The 20,996-nt window shown below is 61.2% G+C and carries 20 protein-coding genes and 2 pseudogenes; 11 read left to right on the top strand and 11 right to left on the bottom strand.

Annotation, left to right across the window (positions count from 1 at the left end; all coding sequences use genetic code 11):
- Positions 1-2 precede the first annotated feature (2 nt).
- Complete coding sequence (locus ABRP66_RS08400; protein WP_284771001.1) at positions 3-932, bottom strand: Ppx/GppA family phosphatase; 930 nt, start codon at positions 930-932, stop codon at positions 3-5.
- Between the two features lie 33 nt (positions 933-965).
- Here ABRP66_RS08400 and ABRP66_RS08395 point away from each other — a divergent pair, with 33 nt between their 5' ends.
- Positions 966-1,865 (top strand): DUF3109 family protein, encoded by a 900-nt coding sequence (locus tag ABRP66_RS08395; protein ID WP_284852460.1) that lies wholly within the window; start codon positions 966-968, stop codon positions 1,863-1,865.
- Here ABRP66_RS08395 and ABRP66_RS08390 read toward each other — a convergent pair.
- The 4 genes from ABRP66_RS08390 to mshA all read right to left on the bottom strand — a co-directional run bounded on the left by ABRP66_RS08390 (position 1,862) and on the right by mshA (position 5,953).
- The gene (locus ABRP66_RS08390) at positions 1,862-2,572 is read right to left on the bottom strand and encodes a response regulator transcription factor (RefSeq protein WP_284783253.1); all 711 of its coding nucleotides are present in this window, start codon (positions 2,570-2,572) and stop codon (positions 1,862-1,864) included. The two genes, ABRP66_RS08395 and ABRP66_RS08390, sit on opposite strands and share 4 nt — an antisense overlap.
- Positions 2,569-3,831 (bottom strand): sensor histidine kinase, encoded by a 1,263-nt coding sequence (locus ABRP66_RS08385; protein WP_410755951.1) that lies wholly within the window; start codon positions 3,829-3,831, stop codon positions 2,569-2,571. The genes ABRP66_RS08390 and ABRP66_RS08385 overlap by 4 nt, the downstream gene beginning before the upstream one ends.
- Before the next feature lie 68 nt (positions 3,832-3,899).
- Positions 3,900-4,646 carry a phosphoglyceromutase gene (locus ABRP66_RS08380; RefSeq protein WP_005276632.1) on the bottom strand — a complete coding sequence of 249 codons (747 nt, stop codon included), beginning with the start codon at positions 4,644-4,646 and terminating at the stop codon, positions 3,900-3,902.
- A gap of 41 nt (positions 4,647-4,687) precedes the next feature.
- Complete coding sequence (gene mshA / locus ABRP66_RS08375; RefSeq protein WP_284783251.1) at positions 4,688-5,953, bottom strand: D-inositol-3-phosphate glycosyltransferase; 1,266 nt, start codon at positions 5,951-5,953, stop codon at positions 4,688-4,690.
- Positions 5,954-6,019: 66 nt separating this feature from the next.
- Between mshA and ABRP66_RS08370 the strand changes: the two genes are divergently transcribed.
- From ABRP66_RS08370 to ABRP66_RS08355, 4 genes are all read left to right on the top strand, one after another.
- Positions 6,020-7,738 carry a long-chain-fatty-acid--CoA ligase gene (locus tag ABRP66_RS08370; RefSeq protein WP_284783250.1) on the top strand — a complete coding sequence of 573 codons (1,719 nt, stop codon included), beginning with the start codon at positions 6,020-6,022 and terminating at the stop codon, positions 7,736-7,738.
- Positions 7,739-7,758: 20 nt separating this feature from the next.
- Positions 7,759-8,286, top strand: a complete 528-nt coding sequence (locus ABRP66_RS08365; protein WP_284770995.1) for a methylated-DNA--[protein]-cysteine S-methyltransferase — start codon at positions 7,759-7,761, stop codon at positions 8,284-8,286.
- Between the two features lie 70 nt (positions 8,287-8,356).
- The gene (locus tag ABRP66_RS08360) at positions 8,357-10,066 is read left to right on the top strand and encodes a long-chain-fatty-acid--CoA ligase (protein ID WP_284783247.1); all 1,710 of its coding nucleotides are present in this window, start codon (positions 8,357-8,359) and stop codon (positions 10,064-10,066) included.
- A gap of 11 nt (positions 10,067-10,077) precedes the next feature.
- Positions 10,078-11,595 carry an AMP-binding protein gene (locus ABRP66_RS08355; RefSeq protein WP_284770993.1) on the top strand — a complete coding sequence of 506 codons (1,518 nt, stop codon included), beginning with the start codon at positions 10,078-10,080 and terminating at the stop codon, positions 11,593-11,595.
- Positions 11,596-11,610: 15 nt separating this feature from the next.
- Here ABRP66_RS08355 and ABRP66_RS08350 read toward each other — a convergent pair whose 3' ends face one another.
- The gene (locus tag ABRP66_RS08350; RefSeq protein WP_284770992.1) at positions 11,611-12,798 is read right to left on the bottom strand and encodes a YihY/virulence factor BrkB family protein; all 1,188 of its coding nucleotides are present in this window, start codon (positions 12,796-12,798) and stop codon (positions 11,611-11,613) included.
- A gap of 70 nt (positions 12,799-12,868) precedes the next feature.
- On the opposite strand from ABRP66_RS08350, the gene ABRP66_RS08345 reads away from it, so the two are divergent.
- Positions 12,869-13,345 (top strand): S-ribosylhomocysteine lyase, encoded by a 477-nt coding sequence (locus ABRP66_RS08345; protein WP_023025084.1) that lies wholly within the window; start codon positions 12,869-12,871, stop codon positions 13,343-13,345.
- A 147-nt stretch (positions 13,346-13,492) separates the two neighbouring features.
- Here the strand turns inward: ABRP66_RS08345 and ABRP66_RS08340 are convergent, their stop codons facing one another.
- Positions 13,493-14,620: a UDP-N-acetylmuramate dehydrogenase gene (locus tag ABRP66_RS08340; protein WP_284770991.1), complete on the bottom strand. Its 1,128-nt coding sequence runs from the start codon at positions 14,618-14,620 to the stop codon at positions 13,493-13,495.
- A gap of 24 nt (positions 14,621-14,644) precedes the next feature.
- Between ABRP66_RS08340 and ABRP66_RS08335 the strand changes: the two genes are divergently transcribed.
- From ABRP66_RS08335 to ABRP66_RS08325, 3 genes are read left to right on the top strand one after another with little or no spacing between them, the layout of a single operon-like run.
- Positions 14,645-15,136 (top strand): DUF2505 domain-containing protein, encoded by a 492-nt coding sequence (locus tag ABRP66_RS08335; RefSeq protein WP_284770990.1) that lies wholly within the window; start codon positions 14,645-14,647, stop codon positions 15,134-15,136.
- 31 nt (positions 15,137-15,167) lie between these two features.
- The gene (locus ABRP66_RS08330) at positions 15,168-15,977 is read left to right on the top strand and encodes a class I SAM-dependent methyltransferase (protein WP_284770989.1); all 810 of its coding nucleotides are present in this window, start codon (positions 15,168-15,170) and stop codon (positions 15,975-15,977) included.
- Positions 15,978-16,026: 49 nt separating this feature from the next.
- Entirely contained in the window at positions 16,027-16,830 is an 804-nt protein-coding gene (locus ABRP66_RS08325) for an LmeA family phospholipid-binding protein (RefSeq protein WP_284770988.1), read from the top strand.
- A 25-nt stretch (positions 16,831-16,855) separates the two neighbouring features.
- Here the strand turns inward: ABRP66_RS08325 and ABRP66_RS08320 are convergent, their stop codons facing one another.
- The 4 genes from ABRP66_RS08320 to ABRP66_RS08305 are packed head-to-tail and all read right to left on the bottom strand — an operon-like array spanning position 16,856 to position 19,397.
- Positions 16,856-17,299: a deoxyribose-phosphate aldolase gene (locus ABRP66_RS08320; RefSeq protein WP_284770987.1), complete on the bottom strand. Its 444-nt coding sequence runs from the start codon at positions 17,297-17,299 to the stop codon at positions 16,856-16,858.
- A gap of 2 nt (positions 17,300-17,301) precedes the next feature.
- Entirely contained in the window at positions 17,302-17,592 is a 291-nt protein-coding gene (locus ABRP66_RS08315) for a DUF2516 family protein (protein WP_284770986.1), read from the bottom strand.
- Positions 17,593-17,597: 5 nt separating this feature from the next.
- Positions 17,598-18,032 (bottom strand): CGLAU_01105 family protein, encoded by a 435-nt coding sequence (locus ABRP66_RS08310; protein WP_349838561.1) that lies wholly within the window; start codon positions 18,030-18,032, stop codon positions 17,598-17,600.
- Positions 18,033-18,065: 33 nt separating this feature from the next.
- Positions 18,066-19,397 (bottom strand): DUF445 domain-containing protein, encoded by a 1,332-nt coding sequence (locus tag ABRP66_RS08305; protein ID WP_284783246.1) that lies wholly within the window; start codon positions 19,395-19,397, stop codon positions 18,066-18,068.
- A 163-nt stretch (positions 19,398-19,560) separates the two neighbouring features.
- On the opposite strand from ABRP66_RS08305, the pseudogene ABRP66_RS08300 reads away from it, so the two are divergent.
- A pseudogene (locus ABRP66_RS08300) lies at positions 19,561-20,618 on the top strand (type IIL restriction-modification enzyme MmeI); the annotation flags it as partial.
- A gap of 169 nt (positions 20,619-20,787) precedes the next feature.
- Positions 20,788-20,996, top strand: a pseudogene (locus ABRP66_RS08295) (hypothetical protein); the annotation flags it as partial.

Here is a 20,996-nt window from a genome sequence, read left to right as displayed (position 1 = left end):
TCCTATTCCAATCCCTTGTCGGTCCGGCGCAAAATAACACCTTCGCGCAGCGCCCATGGGCAGATTTCCAACTTCTCGATACCCAGAGCTCGCATGCTTGCCTCGGCAACCAAAGCGCCGGCGACGATTTGGTGCGATCGGTTCGAACTTACACCCTCGAGGTCCGCTCTGTCTGCTGCAGTCATGCGCGTAATGAATGAAATCAACTGGCGCAGGCCCGGTGCGGTCAAGGTGCGCTTGACGTATGGCCCCGCAGACGAGGGCGCCGCACCAGTCAGCCGCGAGAGGGTGCGGAAGGTTTTCGAGGTGCCCACGGCCAAGCCAGCCGGGCCCATTGCCTTCATCTGCGTGACGGCATCTTCAAGCTCCGCATCGATGAAATCGCGCAGCGCACTGACCTTCTTTTTCTCCGGCGGATCGGTATCGAACCAGTTGTGGGTAAGACGTCCTGCGCCCAGATCGAGAGAGAAAGCCAGGTCAGGGTGTTCATCGGTACCGGTAGATAACTCTAGGGAGCCACCGCCGATGTCCAGGTTGGTAATGCGCCCAGCGGACCAGCCGTACCAACGGCGGGCAGCGAGGAAGGTAAGCTGCGCTTCTTCCACGCCCGAGAGGATCTGCAAGCGCACGCCGGTCTGCTTTTCCACCTCATCGAGTACCGCTTCAGAGTTAGGGGCAGAGCGGACCGCGGAGGTCGCGAAGGCAATAAATTCGGAGCACCCGAGTTTTTCACCCAGCTCGCTTGCCTCACCCACGGCGGAAACGAGCTTTTTCAGGCCCTTTTCGTGGATGTTTCCCTTCTTATCCAGCTGTTCAACCAGCCGGAGTGGGGTCTTCCAATCGCTCATCGGAGTAGGCCGTCCCCCCATTGCGGCATCGACCGCAACGAGGTGGACGGTATTACTTCCAACGTCTAATACACCTAATCGCACACCCATAGCGTAGTAGGTCTACCGTGGTTAGGTGTGAATCGCCCAAAATCTGACACCGTTTACCTAGGTTTTCCCGCCAGCTCGCCTGCGGCGGCATCGATTAAAGCCGGGCACGAAGAGGCCCCAGATTTTCCGCGGGAGTGGTTCGAATTTACCAACCCAAACGACCCTTACCATGTCTTTTCCATCGATCTGACGTGGGTGGAATCGCACTACAGCTGCCAATTTGGCACGTCGGCGTGCCGGGGCATCGATAAGAGCCAGCCCGATGTGGGCTGCTGCGTGCACGGTGCATATATGGCCGATGAACAAGACCGCGACCAGCTTTACGATGCCGTCTCCCGCATGCCCGCGCGCTACTGGCAACTGCGCCCAGCGGGGGTAGATGAATTACTGGAGCAAGAAAACACCGATGAGCTAGAGCCCTGGTTGGAATGGGACGAGCTCGATGGCGAGGACGGCGAACCGGAACCGGCGCTGAAAACGCCCATCGTGGATGGCGCCTGCATCTTTGCCAACCGCGCCGGCTGGGAAACAGGCACCGGCTGCGCGCTGCACCAATGGGCCGTCGATAGCGGCGAGGAGCTGACCGTGGTCAAGCCAGAGGTGTGCTGGCAGCTGCCGCTGCGGCGCTACGAGGATTATGAAGAACGCCCCGATGGGCAGGAGATTTTGCGCACCACCATCGGCGAATATGACCGCCGCGGTTGGGGCAATGGCGGCGAAGACTTTGATTGGTACTGCTCTACTGATGGCGCCTGCCACGCCAATCCGCTGCCAATGTGGCAATCGCACGAGGACGAGCTCGTCGCGCTCATGGGGCGCGAAAGCTACGATATTTTGGCTCAACAATGCCGTTCCCGCGCGGAAGCCGCCGAGCACGGCGTAAAGCTTAGCCAGCACCCAGCCAGTATCAAGGCCGGCTGGTATTAGAGCTCGAATTTATAGCCCAACCCGCGCACCGTCACCAGGTGCTTCGGGCGAGAGGGGTGCTCCTCAATCTTGGTGCGCAGGCGCTTGATGTGCACGTCTAGCGTCTTGGTATCGCCCACGTAATCGGCACCCCAAATGCGATCGATGAGCTGGCCGCGGGTCAGCACGCGCCCGGCGTTGCGCAGGAGGTATTCCAGCAGGTCAAACTCCTTGAGCGGCATAGCCACCGGCTCGTCTGCCACAGTGACGATGTGGCGCTCCACATCCATCTTCACGCGGCCGCCGGACAGGATCTGCTCGTCTTCTGCCTCGGTGCTCTCCGCAGCATCCGCGTGGGAGGACCGATCGTTGCCGCGACGCAACACGGCCCGGATGCGGGCAATGAGCTCGCGGGAGGAATACGGTTTGGTGACGTAATCGTCCGCGCCCAGCTCCAGGCCCACGACCTTGTCGATTTCCGCATCGCGCGCGGTGACCATAATGACCGGCACGGAGGAGGTGGCGCGCAGCTGCTTGCACACGTCGGTGCCGGACATGCCGGGAAGCATGAGGTCAAGCAGCACGATGTCGATGTCATTTTCGCCGAATTTCTCCAGCGCGGATGGGCCATCGAGGGCGATAATCGGCTCGAAGCCTTCCTTGCGGAGTAAGAATGCCAGCGGATCGGCCAGCGACTCTTCATCTTCCACGATGAGAATGGTGGTCATTGTGCTTTATCCTTTCGACGTGCTGCTACGCGTGCTACCGCACGCTGGAGCCCAGGAGCCGCCGCATCGACGGATTCCTTGTCTTCATTATCCTGCAAGTCAGCCTCGTGCGCTGGCTTCTCTTCCTTATATATGGGCAACTCGATGGTAAAAGTAGAGCCCGTGCCCGGGCGCGACCACAGCTTGATATTGCCCCCGTGGTTGGCCACCACGTGTTTGACAATTGCTAATCCTAAGCCAGTGCCTCCCGTCTGCCGCGACCGGGCTTGGTCAACGCGGAAAAAGCGCTCGAAGACGCGCTTATGATGCTCCGGTGGGATACCGATGCCACGGTCCGTCACCCGGATCAACACGACGTCCTCTCCCACCACTTTCTGTGAGACGGAGACCGGCAATTCCTCCGGCGAATAATTAATCGCGTTGGAAATGAGGTTAGACAGCGCCGTTACCAAGAGAGAACGGTCGCCTCTGATCTGCACGCCCTCGGAGGGACCTTGGGTCAGCCTGATGGAGCGCGCGTCTGCGGCGAGCTGATTGCGCGAAATCGCCTCGTCAATGAGATCGTCCACGTAAAGCGGTTGCATTTCCGGCAGCGCTTCGGCGCCCTGCAGCTTGGACAGCGAAATAAGCTCGCTGACCATATCCGCCATGCGGTTGGCCTCTTTTTGCACCTTGTTGCCGAAGTACTTCACGTGCTCCGGATCCTCGGGGTCTTGCAGCAGGGCCTCGGCCAGCAGTGCGATGCCACCCACCGGGGTTTTCAGCTCGTGGGAGACGTTAGCTACGAAATCGCGGCGCGCGGATTCCATGCGCACGTTTTCGCTCTCATCGGTGCCGTAGATGATGATAAAGCGGCCATCGTTCAGCGTCAGCGGCTTGATAACGGCCTTGACCTGAGTGACGCGGTGCCCAGTGCGGCGCTTGGGGATTGCCAGGTCCACGGTGCGGGTTTCCTTATCCTCGAATACCTGCTCTGCGGTCTTCCAGATTTCCGGATTGACGGCGCGATCGTGGACCACGGACATCTCGTGCGCCGCGGGATTGGACAGGATGATTTCCTGATTCCTATCGAGCACCGTCAGCGCCGTAGGAGAGCCCTGGACCGCGAGGTGCAGGCCCTGGCTCACGTTGGTGACCTGGTTTGCCTGGGCGTCGCTGGCGCGCTGGCGGCGTGCCATACGCTCGCGCACCCGGGAAATTAATGGCAGCGCCACCGCGCAGGCAAGCACGCCCGCGAGAAAGACAAAAATTAATTCCACGTGATTAAGCCTAATCATTAGAAAGTCCCCAGGGAGCACCTCCCCGGGGACTTATATGCAGTAGCGGGTTACTTGCCACCCTGCGCGGCAACGGCAGCGGCCCCGGCCTCGGCGGCCTCTGGGTCCAGGTAGGTGCCGCCCTCGTTGACCACGGAGCCATCCTCCGCGATCTCGTAAACCAGCGGGATACCGGTCGGGATATTCAGCCCGGCGATGTCATCATCGGAAATGCCATCGAGGTGCTTGACCAACGCGCGCAGGGAGTTGCCGTGCGCTGCAATCATGACGGACTCGCCCTTCTTGGCCCGCGGCAGAATCTCTTCCTCGAAATAAGGCACGAAGCGCTCGACTACGTCCTTCAGGCACTCCGTCTGTGGGACCTTGTCCAGGTCCGCGTAGCGGGGGTCGTTTGCCTGGGAGTACTCGGCGTCATCGGCAAGCTCGGGTGGGCGCGTGTCATAGGAACGGCGCCATGCCATGAACTGGTCCTCGCCGTATTCTTCCTTGGTCTCGGCTTTGTTCAAGCCCTGCAGCGCACCGTAGTGGCGCTCGTTCAGGCGCCAGTCACGAATGACCGGGATCCAGTGGCGGTCGGCCGCATCCAGCGCGATATTTGCGGTGCGGATGGCGCGGCGCAGCAAGGAGGTGTACAGCACGTTGGGCAGGATGCCTTCTTGCGCGAGCAGCTCGCCGCCGCGCTTGGCCTCTGCCTCACCCTTTTCTGTCAGATCAACATCGACCCAACCAGTAAATTGGTTGGATTCATTCCAGGTGGATTGGCCATGGCGAAGAAGAATCAGTTTTCCGTTAGTCATGCCTCCAGCATGCCACGTAACCGCCCGGCGCGTCAGTGAAGCTAGTCTCCCTTCGCCCGACGTTGGTGGCAGTCCGGCACGGGAATCTGCCGGGCTTCGTCATAAATTTCCGTCAGCTCTCGGGCCGTGTTGGTCCAACTAAAGCGCGCGGCATGCGCGACGGCGGCCTCGCCCATGGCGATGCGCCGGGCGTCATCATCAAGCAGCTGGCTCAAGGAATCCGCCCAGTCCTTCGGATCGTGGGACGGCACCAGCAGCCCGGTCTCGCCATCGACGACGGCGATGGGCAGCCCACCCACTGCCGCGGCGACGACCGGCGTGCCAGAGGCCTGAGCCTCGAGCGCCACCAGACCAAAAGACTCGTTGTAGCTGGGCACCGCCACGATATCCGCGGCGCGGTACACACCTACCAGCTCCTCGGGTGGGCGGGGTCCTAAAAAGCGCACGCGCTTTTGCACGCCCAACTCCCGCGCCAATTCCCTATACGCCTCCGGCGAGGCATTGGCCCCGGATGGCCCGCCGCAGATGAGCACCCTAAAATCGCGAGTGGGCTCGCGGTGGCACAGCTCGGCGGCGGTGCGGATAAGAACTTCGGGCCCCTTGAATTTCTGTAGCCGCCCCACAAAGGCCACGACCTTGGTATGCAACGGGATGCCCAGCTCGCGGCGGGAACGCTCAGTGTTGCGGTCGGTACCTGGGGTGAATAGCCCCACGTCAGCACCTGGGGAGACCACGCGGATGATATCGCGCTCGACATCGTAGTGCTCCGCCAAATCGCGGGCTTCCTGATCGGTATTGACCACGAGGAGATCGGCATTATCCACCAATTGCTGCTCGCAGATGCGCCGCGCCTCTGATTCCACGGTGTCCTCGGCGGTGCGGTAAGCGTTTTTCACCGCTGCCAAGGTGTGGGCGGTGTGGACGAGGGGGATGCCCCATAGATCGCGAAGCAGCCATCCCACTTGGCCGGAAAGCCAGTAATGGGAGTGAATAAGGTCATATTTTTTGCCCTGCCACTTGGCAAATTGCATTACGCCGCCGGAAAAAGCTGCCAGCTGGGTAGGTAGATCTTCTTTTTCTAGCCCCTCAAAGGGGCCTGCCACAATGTTGATCACCCGCAGGTTGGGGACCACTTCCACGATTTCTTTGTGGCTGGGACGAGTAGCGCGGGTATAGACATCTACCTCGACGCCAAGCCGGGCTAATTGGCAGGCAATATTTAAAACGTAGACGTTCATTCCGCCGGCATCCCCGGAGCCAGGCTGCTCAATGGGGGAAGTATGCATAGAAATCATGGCGATGCGCATGGTGACCCATCTTAGCGGCGCTATACTGGCCCCTGCCAACAACCTACGCTACCGAAAGGTCACGCATTGTCCGCTTATGAATCAAAGGCATGGCTCCAGTATTACCCGGAGTGGACGCCGCATAGCCTCGACTATGGCAACACCACCCTGTTGGACCTGTTTGACAATAACCTCAAGGTCAATGGCGATAAGTCAGCCACGTATTTCTTTGGACGCAGCCAAAACTATTCCGAGCTGGACCGCCAAGTGCGCGCCGCCGCAGCCGGCCTGAAGGCCTTTGGCGTGCGCCCCGGTGACCGCGTAGCCATCGTTGCCCCCAATAGCCCGCAGTACATCGCGGCCTTTTATGCCATCTTGAAGCTCGGCGCCCAGGTTGTGCTGCACAACCCGCTTTATACCGCCCACGAGCTTGAGGGCCTCTTCCAGGATCACGGCGCGCGCATCGCCATCGCCTGGGACAAGGCCGCCCCCACCCTGGAGAAGCTGCGGGCTACCACCAACCTGGAAACGGTCGTGTCCATCAACATGATCAACGCCATGCCCACCCTGCAGCGCGCCGCGCTGCGCCTGCCGCTTCCCCCGCTCAAGGCCAAGCGCGAGCAGCTTTCTGCCCCGGCACCAAATACCGTGCCGTGGGAAACGCTGATTGGTGATGCCATCGGCGGCAATGGCAGCGATATAAAGACGCCGGAGGATATTGATAAGGACACCATCGCGCTGGTGATGTACACCTCCGGTACGACCGGCGCACCCAAGGGCGCGATGCTCTCGCACGGCAACCTCGTATCCAACCTGCTCCAGGGCAAGGCTTGGGTGCCAGGCTTAGGCGATAAGCCAGAGCGCATGCTCGCCGCCCTGCCCTTCTTCCACGCGTATGGCCTGACCATGAACGTCACCTTGGCCCAGCTCATCGGCGGCGAATTGGTCATTCTCCCCGTGCCGCAGATCCCGCTCATCATGCAGCTGATGAAGAAGCACACCCCGACCTGGGTCCCGGGCGTTCCTACCTTGTACGAGCGCATCGTCAAGGCCGCCGAGGAGCAAGAAGTTCCCATCAAGGGCGTGCGAGCAGCCTTCTCCGGCGCATCCACCCTGCCTTCTGAGACCGTCAATAAGTGGGAAAACGCCACCGGTGGCCTGCTCGTAGAGGGCTATGGCCTAACCGAGTGCTCGCCAATCATCGTAGGTAACCCCATGAGCACTGACCGACGCCCCGGCTACGTGGGCATTCCCTTCCCGGATACCGAGGTGCGCATCGCCAACCCCGATAACCTGGATGAAACCCAGCCGGACGGCGTTGAGGGCGAAGTGCTGGCCCGCGGCCCGCAGATTTTCAAGGGCTACCTCAATAACCAGGAAGCCACCGATACCGCCTTCCACGGTGACTGGTTCCGCACCGGTGACATGGGCATCATGGAAGAAGACGGCTTCATCCGCCTGGTCAGCCGCATCAAGGAAATCATCATCACCGGCGGCTTCAACGTCTACCCAGGCGAGGTCGAAGAAATCCTGCGCGAGCACCCCAGCGTCGACGACGCCGCCGTGGTGGGCCGCCCGCGCGAGGACGGCTCCGAAGATGTCGTGGCCTGCCTCGATCTTGCCGATGGCGCCGCGCTCGACCCCGAAGGCCTCAAGGAGTACTGCCGCGAGCGCCTGACCCGCTACAAGGTCCCACGCACCTTCTACCACTTCGAGGAACTGGCCAAGGACCAAATGGGCAAGATCCGCCGCCGCGAGGTACAAGAAGACCTCATCAACCGCCTCGAAGCAGAGAAGAACGCCTAAGAACTAGCGTTCACACCACCATGCTGCGCACCATCGATACTCCCATCGGCCCGCTGCTGCTCACCGCAGACGCAGACGGACTGTCCCGCGTCGACTTCGTCGCGATCCAGTCGGGTCGCGACGAGGAAAGCAAGGGACACCGCGAAACCAATCAGGTTCGCGGCGAGGTGAGCGGCGTGGTGAATGGGGGCATCGACAAGCGCGGTGCAGACATCTTAGATGCGGCGCAGGAGCAGCTCGCGGAGTATTTCGCCGGGCGCCGCCGCGAGTTCGACCTGCCGCTCAACCCGGAGCCAACGACGGAATTTCGCGCCCAAATTCACGCGCAACTGGACACCATCGGCTACGGCGAGGTCTCAAGCTATGGCGAGCTCGCCGCCGCCGTGGGGCGTCCCGCTGCTACCCGGGCGGTCGGCACCGCCTGCGGCGCCAATCCCCTGCCGATCATTCGGCCTTGCCACCGCGTGCTGCGCAGCGATGGAACGCTCGGTGGCTATGCCGGCGGCCTGGATATCAAGCGTTTTTTGCTGACACTCGAAGAAAACTAGAGGATTTCCTCACGTTCTGGGTATACTCGCCCTTTGTAATATTTTTCTTTACCAAACGAAAGGGTAGCGCGTGTCTGCATACGAATCCCGGGCCTGGATTAAGCACTACAGCGACTGGACCCCCGCCACGCTTGATTATGGCGATAAAACCATCGTTGACTACTACGTCAATAACCTCCGCATCAATGGGAATAAGTCCGCTACCTACTTCTTTGGCAATACGCAGAACTACGCGGAGCTAGACGCACAGGTGCGCGCAGCCGCCGCGGGCCTTAAGGCCTTTGGCATTCGGCCTGGCGATAGGGTCGCCATCGTCATGCCCAACTGCCCCCAACACGTGGTGGCGTTTTATGCCATCCAGCTGCTGGGAGCCACCGCGGTAGAGCACAATCCCCTCTACACCGCTCACGAACTCGAGGGGCTTTTCCAGGACCACGGCGCGCGCGTGGTCATCGCCTGGGATAAAACCGCCACCACCTTGGAAAAGATTCGCGCCACCACCCCGCTGGAGACCATCGTGTCCGTCAACATGATCGACGCGATGCCACCACTCAAGCGCCTCGCGCTCCGGATTCCCCTACCGCCGTTGGCCGCCAAGCGCGAGCAACTGACCGGCGCGGCCCCGAATACCGTGGCCTGGTCCACGCTTATCGGTTCTGCCATCGGCGGCGACGGCAAGGACCTCGAGATTGCCAAGGTCACGCAGGACGATATCGCGCTTATCCTCTACACCTCCGGCACCACCGGCAAGCCCAAGGGCGCGTTACTTTCGCACGGCAACCTCATCGCCAACTGCGTGCAGGGCGAGGCTTGGCTGACGAATATGGACGCCACCGAGCAGCGCTTCCTCGCCGCCTTGCCGCTCTTCCACGCCTACGGCATGACCACGCTGTGCGTGCTCAGCATCTACTTCGGCGCCGAGCTGATCTTGGTTCCGTCCCCGCAGATGCCGCTCATCATGGACATCATTAAGAAGCACACTCCCACTTGGCTGCCGGGCGTGCCCACGTTGTACGAGAAGATCATGGACGCCGCCGAGGACAAGGGCGTGGATCTCGCCGGCATCAGCAACGCGTTCTCTGGCGCCGCTACCCTGCCGGTTGACGTGATGGAGCGCTGGGAATCCATGACCGGCGGCCGCCTCGTGGAGGGCTTCGGCATGACCGAGACCTCCCCCGTGCTTATTGGCAACCCCATGAACGGCAACCGCCGCCCGGGCTATGTGGGCCTGCCCTTTCCCGATACCGAGGTGCGCATTGGCAACCCGGATAACCTCGATGAAACCCAGCCAGATGGCGAGCCGGGCGAGATGCTGGCTCGCGGGCCGCAGATTTTCCAGGGCTATTTCAATAACGAAAAGGCCACCGAGGAGTCCTTCCACAACGGCTGGTTCCGCACCGGCGATATGGCCACCATGGATGAGGACGGCTGGGTCAAGCTGGTTAGCCGCATCAAGGAAATCATCATCACCGGCGGCTTTAACGTCTACCCGGCCGAAGTCGAAGAGGTGGTGCGCAAGCACCCAGATGTCAAGGAGGTCGCCGTGGTGGGCCGCCCGCGCAAGGATGGCTCCGAGGACGTCGTCGCCTGTCTCATCCTGCGCGATGGCGCCGTTTTGGACCCAGAAGGCCTCAAATCCTTCTGCCGCGAGCGCCTGACCCGCTACAAGGTTCCGCGCACCTTCTACCACTTTGAGGAGCTGGCTTCGGACCAGCTGGGCAAGGTCCGCCGCCGCATGGTGCAGCAGGATCTCCTCGATCTCCTCAAACAGAAGGCTTAGTATTAACCACCATGTCAGACCTCGAGTACGAAGCCACGCTGACGGATTTCCTCGCCACCGCAGTAGCCAACTTCCCCGACCGTCCCGCCACATTTTTCGGCGGCGAGACCTTGAGCTACGCGGAGCTGGATACCCGCATCGCCGCTGCCGCCGGCGCCCTGCGGGAGATGGGAATCCGCCCCGGCGACCGGGTAGCGCTGGTCTTGCCCAACTCCCCGCAGCACCTCATTGCCTTTTTCGCGGTGCTGCGCCTGGGCGCGGTCGTAGTCGAACATAACCCTCAGTACACCGCCCACGAGCTGGCCCCGCTCTTTGCCCACCACGGCGCCAGCATCGCCCTGGTCTGGGATCAGGTCACCGCCGTGGTCGATGGCCTGGCCAGCACGGTGATCCCCGTGTCTTTGGAGGTGCACCTTCCCCTCTCCGGCGCCCCAGTTCCCCACCGCCAGGCCGCGCTTGCCGATGCCGCACTTATCCTCTACACCTCCGGCACCACCGGCCAGCCTAAGGGCGTGGTGCTCACGCACCACAACCTCGCCGCCAATTGCATCCAATTGGAGGCCCAGGTCGATCTGCGCCCCGGCCACGAGCGCTTCCTCGCCACGCTGCCGATGTTCCACTCCTATGGACTGACCATGAGCGTCTTGCTCGCGATGCGCTGCGCCGCCGAGATCGTCCTGCTGCCTTCCCCGCGCCCCGCGGCCGTGGTCAGCGCCTTGGCACAGCGCCGCCCGACGTGGATGCCGGGTGTTCCCACCATTTATGAGCGCGCCATGAACGAGCAGGCCGCTGAACCAGCCGCGGACCTGGGCGGAGTACGCTACGCCATTTCCGGGGCTGCATCGCTGCCCGCGCGCATCATCGAGCCCTGGCAAGACCGCACCGGCGGCATGCTCGTCGAAGGCTACGGGCTCACCGAGGCCTCACCCGTGCTGACCATTAACCCGCTTGGTGAGGGGCGGCGCGTGGGGACCATCGGCAAGCCGCTTGCCGATACCGACCTGCGCATCGGGGATCCGGGTGACCTGGACCGCAGCCAACCCGATGGCACGCCCGGTGAGATCCTCGCCCGCGGGCCCCAAGTTTTTGCGGGCTATCTCGATAATCCCACCGCCACGCGGGAGGCATTCCACGGCGAGTGGCTGCGCACCGGCGATATGGGGGTGCGCGAGGCCGATGGCCATTTCCGGCTGGTGGGCCGGATTAAAGAGGTCATCATCACCGGTGGGTTTAACGTCTTTCCCAGCGAGGTGGAACATGCACTGTTGAGCCACCCCGCGGTGGGCCAAGCAGCGGTGGCAGGCGTCCCGCGCGCCGATGGTTCCGAGGACGTTGCCGCCTGCCTGGTGCTCCACCCCGGCGCCACCTTCGATGCGGAAGCGCTGCGCGAGCACTGCCGCGGCCTCCTGGCCCGCTATAAGGTCCCGCGCCATTTCGTGGTGCGCGAGGAATTGCCCACCGATCAGCTAGGCAAGCTGCGCCGCCGCCAGGTGCAGGAGATCTTGATGGCAGAGGTTGCTTCCCGCTAATTCGCGCCGGAGAAACTACTCCCCGGCGCGGGTGCGGTGCTCGCTGCGGGTAGCACCAGCAAAGATGCGCCCCGAGCGCTCTTCCAGTTTCCTCTTCGCGCGCACCTGCTGCTGCGCCGCGAATTCGGAGCGCGGTGGGGCCTGAATATAGCGCTCGGCGTGCAGCCCCAGCTGTAGCTCCTTGGCGCGCAGGACCTCCGCATCGATCTTGATACCCAAAATCAGCATCGTATTGGACAGCCAGACAGTCATAAATACCGCCATGACCGTACCGAATGCCCCGTAAATGCTCACCCCGGCCAGATACTTGATGTAGAGGGAGAATACGCCCCACACCACCAGGTTAGTCAGAAGCGCTACCACCGAGCCCAAGGTAATCCAGCGGAAGCGGCTAGGTCGAACGTTGGGTGCAAAGTGGTACCACACGGCAATGAGTGCCAGCGCCACCACGACCGTTATAGGGAAGCGCAACCAATTCCACACGGGCATAAAAATGCCGCCGATAAAGTCCACTGTGCCGTGCAACCCCAGCCGGAGTGCCACGGGCTCGATGACGCTGTCCACGACGGTATCGCGCAATAAATTGGCACACAGTACCACCACCGCGCCGATGACTAGGATCACGGTAATGGCCCACATCAATGCCCATGTGCGGATGGTTCCGCGGCCTTCCACCCGTCCGTAGACCGTATTGGCGGTACGCGAAAAAGCCCGCACATACGCCGAGGCGGCGAATAGCGAAATCATTACGGAGACCACCAGCGCAAACGTACCCTCCCTTGTGGATCCGATAATGGAGCTGACAATGGTGCCGGCTTCCTCCGCCATAGAACGGGGCACGTACGTATCGATGAACTGCGCAGTCAGTGCCTCCACTTCGCCCCGGCGCGAAGAAAAGATCAGCGTGGCAATGGAATATGCCGCCAGGACGGTGGGGGCAAAGGCCATGAGGGTGAAGTAGGTCATCGCGGCGGCGCGGTCCATGAGGGCATCGTGGAAGAAATCTGCCCACACGCGCCGCATCACCAAGCCCCAGCTGTCCTTGCACAGACGATTGCCACGCGCCCACGGATCAACATCGGCGGCCGGGCTTTCCACGGTGACCAGGCTGGTAACGGTGCTTGGCACAATCTTTTGCTGTTGGGCAGTCTGCTTCCGGGCTAGCTTGTTGCCGGTTGCGGGGGCATCGTCCAAGGCACTCATAGTTACGAAGCGTATGCGGCTTAAGAATCTATTCTGGGAAGTGACACTCGCAGCGATTAGGCTGGGGAGTATGACTGAACAGAACCAAGAAAAGATTAACGTCAAGTCCTTCGAGCTCGACCACCGCCTCGTCAGCGCGCCTTATATCCGCGTGGCTGACCGCACCGATTTGGGCGGCGGCGTAGAAATTATCAAGTACGATCTGCGCTTTTGCCAGCCCAATAAGGAGCACCTGGACACGGAGGCGCTGCACTCCGTGGAGCACATGATGGCCAACTTTATGCGCAACTACACCGATAAGCTCATCGGCTTTGCTCCCATGGGCTGCCGCACCGGCTTCTACGCCATTACCAATGGCATGGAGCAGGATGAATTGCTGCGCGCCGTTGAGGGTGCGCTGAACGATATCCTTACCGCCACCGAGGTTCCCGCCGCCAACGAGGAGCAGTGCGGTTGGGGCGCACACCACAGCTTGAAGGGCGCACAGGATGCGGCCCGCAAGTTCTTGGACGCCAAGCCGGAGTGGCTCGAGGTCATGGCTGCCTAAGACTGCGCCGGGGCGGCTTTTGCGCCGCCCGTGCTGCCTGTGCCGGCCACAAGCAACGATTACGTCCAAAACAACCGCGTTTCGTCAAAAATGAGGACGAATTTTAGAAGAACGCGGTTGTTTTGGACGTTTTTATATGCGTGCGGCCTAGTCTTCGTCCATGGATACGCCCAGCCACACCGGCTCGGGCACGAGCTCGACGCCGAAGGCTTCGCGCACGCCGTCGCGGATCGTGCGGGCCAGCGCGACGATGTCTGCGGCGGTCGCGTTTCCGCGGTTGGTCAGCGCCAGGGTGTGCTTGGTGGACAGCGTTGCTGGGCCGGAGCCGGGGTAGCCCTTTGTGAATCCTGCGTTATCGATAAGCCAGGCTGCCGAAAGCTTTTCGTGCGGGGACGGTTCGCCCTGTGCTGAAGCGGTGGCGGGATGGCGGGGCATGCGGTCGGCGAGGGCATCGCCAAGCGTGGCGCGCACCTTGTCCTGGACGGCATCAGCGACGCTGGACTCGACCACGGGGTTGGTGAAAAAGGAGCCGGCAGACCAGGTGTCGTGGTCGGCGGCATCAAGCACCATGCCCTTGCCGCGGCGCAGCGCGAGGACCTCTTCGCGGACCTGGGCGACGGGGCGGCGCTCGCCGGGGGCATCGGTAAGCTGCCCAAAGCGCAGTGGGCGCGACAGCCCATCGGTGGTCAATTGCAATTCGACCTCGAGCACCACCGCGCGGCCGGTGAATTTCAGGTTGGAGTAGCGGTAGGCCAGATCAAGATCGGAGACGGGAACCCACTCATCGGCATCGGTGCGCAGGTTATACAGGCGCACGCGGGTCAAGACCTCAGAAATCTCGGCTCCATAGGCACCCACGTTTTGCACGGGCACCGCGCCCACCGTGCCGGGAATGCCGGAAAGGCACTCGATGCCGCCCAGGGACTGTGCCACGGATTCCGCCACGACCTCGTCCCATACCGCACCGGCTTGGGCGCGCACGAGGCCAGTCTCGGTATCCATGTCCACCACGGCAAAGTCGAGGACGACGGCGACCACGTCTACCTCGCCATCAGAAACCAACAGGTTGGAACCGCCGCCGACCACGATGAAAGGAACTTTTTCTTTCTCGAGGTACCGCAGTGCTGCAACCGCTGCTTCAGGCCGCGAACAACGCAACGTGACCCGCGGCTTTCCCCCCACGCGCAAGGTGGTGAGATCGGCAAAGCTCGCCGTGGGATCCACGTCTACGCCGTCGATTGCTGTGAGTTGTTGCGTAAAAAATTTATCAAGCACGTATACCAAGGTAGTCTGTTAAGCATGTCAACTCGTAGTGAAAACACCGTAACCATCAATCAGCCTATCGACATGGTTCACAAGGCGCTGCTCACCCAGGGGTACTGGGAGTACATCGTGGCAAACCTTTCCCCTGAGGCAGGCCAGGTTCACGATTTCTCCGATAACGTAGCAACTCTCTACGAGGTCCTGCCGACCAACCTCTTGCCAGAGGCAGTGCGCGCCATGGTCTCGCAGGACCTCAAGGTCAAGCGCGTGGTCACCGTGGGCGAGCTCAACGGCCAGGCCGCTGACGTCAACTACACCGCAGACGTCAAGGGCACCCCGGTGGACTTCAAGGGCGAGATTTCCCTGGCCGGCGAGGGCGAGATGACCAAGCTGACCTACACCAACGAGATCTCCGTCAAGATCCCGATGATGGGCGCAGCCATCGAGCCAAAGGTGGGCGAATCCCTGGCAGAGCTCTTTGATAACGAGGGCAAGCTGACCGAACAGTGGATTTCTGACAACTCCTAAGGCACTCACCCCTTAGAATTCCTTCACGCCCATGGCCGACCACGCTCATAACCTGCGCGCCAGCGCAGCAGCGGGTCGGCCTTTTGGCGTTATTACCCGCGGCACCACCAACTACAACCGGCTGCGGCGCTGCGATAGGTGGATAGTAGCCCACCCGGAGATTTCGGCCCTGCTGCGCCACGTGCGCACCCCGCTCGCGCTCGACGTGGGCTACGGCGCCTCCCATACCACCACCGTGGAGTGGGCGCGGTGGCTGCGCCGCATCAACCCCCGCGTGGATGTGCGCGGGTTGGAAATCCACCCGGACAGGGTACTGCCGCCGCGCGATGGCGTCCGCTTTGAGCTAGGCGGATTTGAGCTCGCTGACTACCGGCCGCAGGTGGTGCGCGCCTTTAATGTGCTGCGCCAATACGACGTAGACCAGGTTGCGGAGGCGTGGCAGACGGTGTGCTCACGCTTGGCCCCCGGCGGGTTCTTCGTGGAGGGTACCTGCGATGAACTGGGCCGGCGCGCGGCGTGGATCCTGCTCGATCAGCATGGCCCAAAGACGTTGACGCTCGCGTGGGATCCCTTCGACGTTGCTCGGCCTTCCGATGTGGCCGAGCGCCTGCCCAAGGTGCTCATCCACCGCAACGTGCCCGGCGAGCCCATCCACGAGCTCCTGCAGGCCGCCGATAGGGCTTGGGATCGCGCCGCCGGGTGGGCCCCGCACGGCCCGCGGGTGCGGTGGCGCATGGCACACGCCCTGCTTGCCGATGCCCCCTTTAGCCTCCAGCCTCCCCGCCGCCGGCTGCGCGATAATACGCTCACTGTGAGCTGGGAGAGCATCGCACCCCGCTAATATCCAGCACACATTGCCACCGGCCGCCTCATGCGCCACACTGGTAGTCATGGCTGCAAAGAAATCGGGCGGATCGCTCGCGTGGAAAATTGTCGTAGGCGTCCTCGTAGCGCTCCTTGTTATCATCCTCATCGCCGAGTTTGGCCTACGCTGGTTCATTGGTAATCAGATGACCGAGGAGTTTAAAAATAGCGCCAAGGAAGAAGGCATCGAGGTCACGGAAGATCCCTCTGTAAGCTTTGGCGGCAGCCCCCTCCTCTTTGGCCTGCTGCGCGGCTCGATTTCCCAAATGGATATGACCACGCCGTCGACCCTGCAGATCGAAGGATCGCAGATCAAGGGGCAACCCGCCTCTGAAATCCACGTGGAAGACATGTCGACGGATACCGATAACCCAGTAGCCGGTTTCCTCCGCGCCACCACCACCGTTCCGGATGACTATCTGCTGGCCAGCTTCCAAAAAGGAATCTCAGACCAATCCGGTAGCGAAACCATTGGAAATATGGTGGTCACTGAAATCACCGCGAATGACCAGAGCGACGAGCTGGAGGTGAAATTTGGCGGCGGTTTGGCCAGCCTTTCGCTCAAGCCCACCGCCCGCGACGGCAAGCTGGAGATCAATGCCACCGAGGCCGCAATCTTTGGGCTGTCGCTGCCTGAGCAGGCCACCAGCGCCATTTCTGATGCCCTGCAGGACGGCATGTCCGAGCAGCTCGTTGCCAATGACATGCAGGTCGAATCCGTGGACGTGGGGGATGGCAAGCTCACGCTGACCATCACCGGTACCGATGTCCCGATGAACGATATGGACCACTTCTCCGGCGAAAGCGGCGAACAGAAGAAGGCCGCCTAACACCGTCGCCGCAGAAGCGCCCGACCTAGGGAGCGGGAAATTCTACGACGGGCAGCGAGCTGGACAGCTCGCTGCCTTTTTCTATGACGATCTTGTGAAAACCGGCCTGGGCGGCAGCGGTTTCCGCGAGGGACCGCGCCGGTTCTGTCTCCGGCAGGATGAGGCCCACGCGGGCCGGGTCTGGGCAGGCCTCGCGGATGGCGACGAGCTCGGCGAGGATAGGGGTGGCATCGGCAAGCGTGGCATCAACGCTGACCCACACCTCGTCCGCGCCGGACTGGATGGCTAGGCGGGCCTCAGAGGCCTTGATGAGCGTGTGGTGCCGGCCAGTGGGATAGCCCGCCACGGCGGTAATGCCCGCCGGCTCTGCCGCCGCCGCCACCGTCACGTGGTGCGGCGAGACCAGCACATGCTGCCCAGCGGCCTGCTCCCTGACCTCGGCGGCGGAAGCGTGCAGGAGATTTTTCATGCTTAGTAACTGTAGTCGCCGTTGATGATGGCCTTGAGCTGCGGGCGCACGTCAAACCAGTAGATGCCGGTGATGACCGTGCCAATCCACGCCAAAATTTGCAGGCCGGTAGCCATCGCTACCGCCGAGCCCGCAAGCAGGCCTACCCATACCCATTTACCTTTGCGGTCGCCGGCCCGAAACGCATCCTCGCGCGTCGATGCCGCGAGTACTGCCCCGATGATGGCGGTAATGGTCAGGACCTGGAAGAAGTAGATGGGAAAATTATAGGCAATGTCAAGTAAGAGGTACATGCAAATTAATTCGTGGGTTCGTCGGTATCGATAACTTCGCCATCGATAATATTATCGTCCTTGTCCGCAGCAGCGGAATTGCCGTTCTTGGGCACGTTCTTCTTCTCGTTCACGCGCTCCTGGGCATAGTCATACGCGTCCTTCACGCCCTCGCGGGTTTCCTGGTACGCATCCGCGAACTTGTCCTTGGCCTCAGAGAAAGCCTCCGAGTCGCGGGTTTCTTCCGCAGCCTTCTTAATGGACGCGCCCCACTGCTTGGCGGTAGTGGTGGCCTTATCCAGCATGCCGTCGTTCTCGCCCTGTGGGCCCTGCGCACCTGCGCCCTGCGCACCCTGATTCTCGCGCTCTTCCTGCAGGCGGCCACCGAAATCCTTGGCGGTATTCAGCGCGGACGCGCCAGCTTCCTTCAGGGAATCAAAAAGCTTCTTCTTCTCAGTCATGAAAACCTCCGTGTGATGAATTATTCCGGCGCATTAGGCGCCGAAAATGAGATGATTAACAGCATATATGGCCAAGCCTGCCAGAGAGCCGACGATCGTGCCGTTAAGGCGAATAAATTGCAGATCCTTACCCACCATCAGCTCGATATTCTGCGAGGCCTCCTGCGCATCCCAGCGCTTGATGGTCTCCGGGATGATCGCGATGATCTCCGGGGCGAATTTCTCCACCGCGTAGCGCGCGGCCTTGTCCACAAGGTCATTGGCTTGGGCCAAGAACTCGGAATCCTCGAGCAAACGGTGCGCCAATTCCTTCACCTTGGCCGTCATCTTCTGCCGCAGGAAAGACTCCGGGTCATTGAACTGATCAATCAGCGTGGTGGAAATCGTGCGCCACATCGCCGCCGGCGCCTGCTGCACCTGATCAGAGGCGAGCATCTCTTGCTTGATGTTCTCGATGCGCTCGCGCATATCGGCATCCCATTGCAAGTCCGCAGCCAGCTTGGACAGGTTGCGGCGAATGGCCAGGCGGGCCTCGTGGTTGCCATCGCGGCGGACTTCCTCGGCGAAATTAACGAGCTCGCTATAGACCTTGTCCCCCACCATCTCGCGGGCAAAACGCGGCGCCCACCCGGGCATGCGCTCATCGATGGCCGTGACCACCGTCGATTCCATGCCGAGAATCTTCTTGTGCGCCCAGTCAATGAGGTCATCCTCCAGCGGGCGCGCCTTGCCGTCCGCGATATAGCCCTCCAGCAACCGGCCCAACGGCGGGCCCCACTCCGGCTCCGCCAGGCGGTCCATGACCTGGGTGCGGATGAACTGCTCTGCCTCAGCAGGGTCGAGGTCCTCCACCACGCTGGCGGCGCGCTGGCCAATCCATTCGGAGACTTCCTCTGCCTTGCCGGGTTCTGCCCCCTGGCGCGCCAGCCACAGCGGCAGCTCCGCATCCCGCACCTTGGCGCTCAGTGCATCCGCGGTCAGGAAATTCTCCTCTACGAAGTCCTTCAGCGCATCGCCCACGCGGTCCTTATTATTCGGAATCAACGCCGTGTGCGGGATGGGCAGGCCCATCGGCCGGCGGAATAGCGCAGTCACCGCGAACCAGTCCGCCAGACCACCGACCATGCCTGCCTCCGCCGCCGCACGCACGTAGCCGACCCACACCGGGGCCCCGCTTTCCGATGCCTGCCACCACGAGCACCCCAAAAAGATCACCGCCGCCAGCAAAAGCAGCGACAGCGCAATTGCCTTCCACCGCCGCAGGTCCGCCCGGCGCGCCTCCTGGTTGCCGGCCTGCGGCACACCGGTGCCTGACGATGCCGGCTCCCTCGCCGTATCGAGCCCTGCGTCCGAGCGGTGCGTCATGTGTTCTCCTTGGGGATTGTGAAGGTGCATTCGAGCTTCGGTCTATAACACTAGTGGGCATTGCGGGGACGCAAGGTAGCTGGCTTGGCTAAAATCGATCTTTAGCTTTTCAAACCACTGAAATGCACTTCCCAGTGGCGTAGATCGACGAAGGACGATTCAGGTGGCACGACTCAACCTCAAAGCAATCGAAGAACGCATCAAGCCCCTTGCCGGGCAAGATGACTATGACCGCGAGTTCATCTTTGATCTCATGCTCGCATACGGCCGCTCCAAGGGAAATATCACGCGTCTGCGCAATGGCTCGCTCAACATTGCTGAGGATCCCGAGCACGAGGTAGCCCAGAAAAACATCGTCTACTTCCGTGAGACCACCGGCGATCTTCTTGAAGAACTTGAATGCCTGCGTGTGTCCCCCACGGTGGTGAAGTTTGCCACCCGCTTTGTCATCGTCACCGATTACACGGAGATGATCGCGTACGACCTGAAGACTAGGGAGAACCGTACGTTCCCTCTGCGCGAAATTGACCAGCATTTCACCTTCTTCTTACCTTGGGCCGGCATGGAAAAGGCCCAGTACACCGCCGAATCCCACGCGGATGTCAAAGCTGCGGAGAAGATGGGCACGCTATTCGATGAGCTCGCTTCCGCCAACCCCAGCATCATGAAAGACCCCGAACAGCGGCACGGTCTGAACGTATTTTTCACCCGTCTGCTGTTTTGTTACTTCGCCGAAGACACCGGAATCTTTGGTGAGAATCAGTTCACCAACGCGGTAGGCTCGCACACGCTGGAAGATGGCTCCGACACCGCCGATTTCATCCGCGACATGTTTGCCGCCTTGGATGAACCAGACCCGACGAAAAAGCCCAGCCACTTGGCGGACTTCCCTTATGTCAACGGCCGTCTCTTCCGCGCCGACGCCCACCTGACGGTGCCGCGCTTTCCCCCAAAGCCCGTGAGATGCTCATCGAGCTCGGCCGCCAGATTTGGCTCAACATCAACCCAGACATCTTCGGCTCCATGTTCCAGGCAGTCGTTGCACCAGGCAAGCGCTCCAACTTGGGCCAGCACTACACTTCAGTGCCCAACATCCTCAAGACCATCGAGCCGCTATTTATGGATGATCTCAAAGAGGAGTTCGACAAAGCCTACGACAGCACCAACAAGTTAGATAAGCTTCTCAACCGCATCGCCCGCATCAAGGTCTTCGACCCAGCCTTTATGCGCAAATCAAGTCTCTCATGCGAGAACCAAGTCCTAGCGGCAATAGCCGCTTAGCATGAAGGGCGATGACTCTAGCTACGTAAACAGTCCATGGATTGTGTTCTTGGACGAACTACCCATACACCTGCCGTATCCCTCCACTGACCTTGAAATGAGCCTAGTCATGCAGAACTTTTCTCAGGCCTCTACAGAACTTGTTTCCAACCTGCACAAGATCGAATCAGAACTTAACCTCGACAAGCGCACCAGTGCGGAAGATCAACTTAAGGTTCCAATTCACAATTTTCTAACTGAGGGGCCTGACCCCCGGAAAGTGGACACATCGGGGGCTAGCTATGCTGCTGTGGTCAGTATAGCCGAAGACTTGGTTTC

Source organism: Corynebacterium sp. KPL2680 (assembly GCF_040225675.1).
Classification (GTDB): Bacteria; Actinomycetota; Actinomycetes; order Mycobacteriales; family Mycobacteriaceae; genus Corynebacterium; species Corynebacterium rhinophilum.
This window is presented reverse-complemented; position numbering and strand designations above follow the sequence as displayed.